3 protein-coding genes are annotated in these 4,823 nt (G+C 59.8%); all 3 read right to left on the bottom strand.

Annotated features, from left to right (window positions below; genetic code table 11):
* Positions 1-546, bottom strand: a 546-nt coding sequence (locus tag ACIREA_RS26800) for a PAS domain-containing protein (RefSeq protein WP_397385389.1), incomplete at its 3' end; no start/stop codon positions are given.
* A gap of 87 nt (positions 547-633) precedes the next feature.
* On the bottom strand, positions 634-3,789 hold the full coding sequence (locus tag ACIREA_RS26795; RefSeq protein ID WP_397385388.1) for a PAS domain S-box protein: 3,156 nt from the start codon (positions 3,787-3,789) through the stop codon (positions 634-636).
* 7 nt (positions 3,790-3,796) lie between these two features.
* The coding region (locus ACIREA_RS26790) for an ATP-binding protein (protein WP_397385387.1) at positions 3,797-4,823 on the bottom strand (1,027 nt) is incomplete at its 5' end.

The following is a 4,823-nucleotide window of genomic DNA, read 5'->3' as shown; positions in this document are numbered from 1 at the left end:
CAGGAGCTGATCGAGCTTTTCCTGCTTGGCCTCGGCCTGCTTGCGGACGGTGTTGTCGGTGCCGATGAGGAGATAGCCGATGATGCTGCCGTGGTCATGCACATCACGCAAAGCGGTGACGGACACCACGGCGGGGAAGCGGCTGCCGTCCTTGCGGATGTAGGTGAGCTCGTAGATGTCCTCGATGCCGCGTGAGGCTTTGAAGACGAGGGCCTCGAAACCGGGGGCGATGGTGGTGCCGAGTTCCAGGCTCAGTGCTGCGGCGCGGGCGACGACTTCCTGCGGATCTGAGATTTCCGCCGGGGTGATTTTGTTGAGCACGTCTGCGGCGGCGTAGCCGAGCATGCGCTCCGCGCCCACGTTGAAGATTTGAATGACGCCCTTTTCGTCTGTGGCGATGCTGGAGAAGTTGGCGCTGTTGAGGATGGCGTCCTGCAGAGCACCGGTCTTGAGGAAGGCGTCATTGTGCAGGCGTTCGGTGACGCTTGCGGGGGGCGCTGCCGAAGGCGTTTCATTGGCTGGCAGGGGCCGTGAGGGTGTTGTCATGGTGATTCCGTGAGGGCATCCCAAATGGAGATGTCGCGGCGCATCCTCGGTGCTTTGCTGTGAAGATGTTATGGGGTGTTTGCCCCATCAGGCGATAATTCCACCGGGGAGGGATGGCGGCACGGGAGATGGGAGATCCAGCACCTCCCGCAGCTTCTGCGCGAGGGCGGAAGGGGTGAATGGTTTTTGCAGCAAAGGCATGTCCTGATTCCAGACACCTTGATGCAGGGTGGCATTTGCGGTGAAGGCGGAGGTGAAGAGAGTGCGGATGTGCGGACTGATCGCGCGGATCCTGTCGTCGAGTTCCGTGCCGCTCATTTGGGGCATGGCGAGATCGGTGCAGAGGAGATCGATGTGGGCGGGGCGGTGAGCCTCGTGCAAGCTCAGGGCTTCGATGCCGTTGGCGGCGGTCAAAACGGTGTAGCCCAGGCGTTGGAGCAAGGCACCGGCCATTTCGCGAAGCGAAAGATCTTCTTCGACGAGCAGGAGGGTCTCCGTGCCACATGGTAAAATGGGGGCGGCACCACGCTGGAGCGTGTCCTCTGATGCGGCTGCGACCTGCGGCAGGTAAATTTTGAAGGTGGTGCCCGAGCCGGGCTCGCTGTGGACGGTGATATGGCCGCCGCTTTGTTTGATGATGCCGTAGCAGGTGGAGAGGCCCAGGCCGGTGCCTTCACCCACACCTTTGGTGGAGAAAAACGGCTCAAACACACGCGCCTGGACCGCAGGGCTCATGCCCGAGCCGGTGTCGGTGATGGCCAGCATCACGTAATCCCCGGGTTTCAGTTCGGGGTAGCGGTCCACGCTGCTCTGATCCAAGGAGACGTTTGCCGTTTCCAGCGTGAGCTTGCCGCCTTCAGGCATGGCATCACGGGCATTGATGACCATGTTCATGATGACTTGAGAAATCTGCCCGGCATCCACCTTGACTGGGTGGAGTTCTGCCGCAGGAATGCTGCGGATGTCGATGTCATGGCCTACCAGATGCTGCAATGTGCCTGCCATGCCGCTTAGGATGGAGTTCAGATTGAGCCTTTCAGGCTGCAGTGTTTGCTTGCGGCCATAGGCGAGAAGCTGACGGGTCAGGATGGCGGCACGTCCGGTGGCTTCACGGATGGCATTGACCTTTCTGCTCAGAGGACTGCTGGCTGGAAGATCCTGGAGCAGCAGTTCGCTCTGGCCCATGATGGCGGTGAGGATGCTGTTGAACTCATGGGCCACGCCGCCTGCGAGCTTGCCGACGGTCTCCATTTTTTGGGAATGCAGCAGCTGGGCTTCCAGCCGCCTGCGGCCGGTGACATCGCGCTGGATGGCCACAAAGTGCGTGATGGCGCTGCTGGAATCGCGCAGGGGAGCGATCTGCCATTCGATAATGAATTCGGTGCCGTCTTTGCGGTAGTTGATTGTTTCGCCGGAAAAGTCATCTCCTTGTTCGAGATTGTGCCGCAGCCGGGCGAGCACGGCGGGGTCCGTGCGCGGGCCATGCAGCAGGCGGGGAGTCTGACCGAGGACTTCCGCCGCTGTGTAGCCGGTCATCTGAGTGAAAGCGGGATTGACGAAGGTTATCCTGGGGCCTGGCAGATCGAGATCTGCCTCGGTGATCATGATGGATTCCTTGGACTGCTTCACGGCGGAGCTGAGAAGACGCAGGGACTGCTCGGTGCGTTTGCGTTCGGTGATGTCCTGGATCTGGGCGATGAAATAGCGAGGCTGATTCAGCAAATCGCGCACCAATGACACATTCAGCAAAACGGTGACAAGGTGTCCGGCGGCATGGATGTAGCGCTTCTCAGACTGGTAGGACTGGACTTCACCGGCGATCAACTGCCGCACGCATTCAAGGCTGTCCGCGAGATCTCCGGGGTAGGTGATGTCCTGAAAGCTGCGCTCAAACATTTCGGCCTCGGTATATCCGACGAGCCTGCAGAGCGCGCGGTTGATCTTGAGCCAGCGGCCGGCGGGGGAGGCCAGTGCCACGCCGATGGGGGCATGCTCAAAGGCGCCGGCGAAGCGTTCCTCGCTTTCGCGGAGCGCCTCTTCGGCGTGCTTGCGCTCCGTGATGTTGTCGAAGACGGCGACGAAGTGGCCCTTTTTGTGGCTGTAAACTGAAATGGAGAACCAAATCCCCAACGACTTCACCCACGTCTCGCAGCGCTCCGGCTCGCCGGACAACGCCACCCGGCAGTACATTTCGAGCAGCTCCGGATTGGCTTCATTAGCGCCGGGGATAACTTCATTCCTTGTTTTCCCGATGACATTCTTCAAACCGGTCAGGGTTTCAAAAGCGCTGTTGACCTCCAGGTAGATGAAGTCCCGCACATTGTCCCCTTCAACCACGATCTGGCAATGCGCGTATCCTTCGAGCATGTTTTCGAAGAGCGAGTGATAGCGGGATTCACTTTCGCGGAGAGCTTCCTCGGCCCGTTTGCTATCGGTGATGTCGTGAACCATGGCGATGAGGCCGGTCACTTTTCCATCCTTGTCACAGACCGGCATCTTGTCCGTCCGGACCCAGATTTCCAGATTTGCCGGTCCCTTCATTTTTTCAATGATACCCAGCTTGGGTGCTTTCGAACGGATGACCTCCAGATCGTCCGCATAATATCCGGCTGCTTCCTTGGGGAAAATTTCTTCGGCGGTTTTTCCTTCGATTTCCGTGATCGGCAGCCCGGTCGCCTCCGCCACGCGTTGATTGACCTTGCGGAAGCCATTGTGGGTGTCCTTGAACCAGATCATGGCTGGCATCAGATCAAAGAGGATGCGCAATTCGGCCTGCTGCTTTTGCATGGCCACCTCGCTTTCCCTGCGCGCGGTGATGTCGTGGAAGGTCCAGATTCTGCCGTAGAGGGTGCCGTCTTTGCCGAGTACGGGGGACGAGTAGCGGTCCAGCACGGTGCCGTCCGTCAGTTCAATTTCATCGTGACTGATTTCATCCGGGTGTGAATAGAGATGGATCACTTTATCAAGAAAACGGTCCGGATGCCGGGTCATGTCCATGACCCATTGGACTTGCCGAGTATCATCGGGATCGTCCACGATGTGACGGGGGATTTTGAACAGGTCGACGGCGCGCTGATTTTGCAGGATCTTCCGGCCCTGAGGATCCACCACGATGATGCCGTCAATGGCGGAGTTCGCCATGGCATCCATGAAGGCGGATTTCCAGTTCAGCTCCTGCTGTACGTGGTGGAGGCGGGCCAGGGTTTCGTGGAGTTCCGGCGGGGCAGAGTCGGCAGATGGCATGGTGGTGTCAGGCATCCAGCAGATCGCGCACTTTGCGGGTCAGGGTGGCTGGGGTGTAGGGCTTGGGCAGGAACTCCACACCAGCATCCAGGACACCGTGGTGGGAGATGGCATCATCGGTATAACCGGAGGTGAAAAGTATTTTGATGTCCGGGTAGTTTACCTTCAGCCATTCGGACATCACCTTGCCGCCCATCAGCGGCATGATGACATCGGTGACGACGAGCTGGATCGGCGTGCCACGATGTGCGTGCGCCATGTTGAGTCCATCCTGGCCGTTGAAGGCGGGCAGCACCGTGTAGCCTTGTGTTTGGAGCACTTCCACCGCGAGCTGGCGCACAGCGGGATCATCCTCCACCACGAGCAAGGTTTCCGTGCCACGCAGCAGCGGACCGTTTGGGACGGAGGGGGAGGGCGCGTCCAGGGCTTCCTCGACGCAGGGGAAGTGCACTTGAAAGGTGGTGCCTTTGCCAGGCTGGCTGGAGACATTCATGCAGCCGCCGGACTGCTGGACGATGGTCTGACAGGTGGCGAGTCCCAGGCCGGTGCCTTTGCCTGCAGGCTTTGTGGTGTAAAATGCTTCAAAGATGCGTGCTTTGACTTCATCGCTCATGCCGATGCCGGTGTCGCTGACGCTGAGCCTCATGTAGTCTCCCGGCAGGGTGCCGGGATGGGAGCGTGTGGAGGTTTCATCCAGAGTCACCCTGCTGGTGGCAACGAGCAGCTGGCCGCCGTCGGGCATGGCATCGCGGGCATTGACGACGAGATTCATCAGCACCTGGCCGATGTAGCCTGGGTCGGCGAGGATGCTGCCGGTGTGAGTGGTGGGGACGAGCGTGAGGGTGATGTTTTCATCGATGAGCCGCACCAGCATCTGCTCCAGATCTCGGAGCACGACATTGAGGTCAATGACAACGGGCTGGACGGTTTGTTTGCGGCCGAAGACGAGGAGCTGCAGCGTCAGGCCGGCGGCGCGTTCTGAGGCGCGGCGGATTTCCGCGACATAATTGCGCAGGGGATCTGCGGTGGACAGC

This window comes from Prosthecobacter sp., from assembly GCF_044373815.1.
Lineage (GTDB): Bacteria > Verrucomicrobiota > Verrucomicrobiia > Verrucomicrobiales > Verrucomicrobiaceae > Prosthecobacter.
The sequence above is the reverse complement of the archived record's forward strand: the minus strand, read 5'-3'. Positions and strand labels throughout refer to the sequence as shown.

Excerpts from the sequence above, each read along its gene's own strand:
- ACIREA_RS26795 (WP_397385388.1), bottom strand. The coding sequence starts at position 3,789 with ATGCCATCTGCCGACTCTGCCCCGCCGGAACTCCACGAAACCCTGGCC.